This is a genomic window from Proteus myxofaciens ATCC 19692 (assembly GCF_001654855.1).
GTDB classification, from domain to species: domain Bacteria; phylum Pseudomonadota; class Gammaproteobacteria; order Enterobacterales; family Enterobacteriaceae; genus Proteus; species Proteus myxofaciens.
This window is the reverse complement of record NZ_LXEN01000286.1, coordinates 1-205: the sequence shown is the minus strand read 5'-3', so window position 1 is coordinate 205 and position 205 is coordinate 1. Positions and strand designations below refer to the sequence as shown.

The window sequence follows — 205 nt, the reverse complement described above, 5'->3', positions numbered from 1 at the left end:
GCTTTTCATTATCTTCTTCTTTAGCAACATCCATTTGTATAAACTCAGCCTTTAGTCCTTTTTCTTTAAGATATTTTTCTGCTTTTTGACCTTTATCTAAGTTACTTCCTGTGATAACAACCGTTGCCCCTAGAGAAGCAAATTTTTCTGCTGATGCTAAACCAATACCACTATTACCACCAGTAATAACACCAATCTTATTCGT

At 34.1% G+C, this 205-nt stretch carries 1 protein-coding gene; it reads right to left on the bottom strand.

Annotated elements, in window-relative coordinates; all coding sequences use genetic code 11:
- On the bottom strand, window positions 1–205 hold a 205-nt coding region (locus M983_RS16890), incomplete at both ends, for an SDR family NAD(P)-dependent oxidoreductase (RefSeq protein ID WP_157092009.1).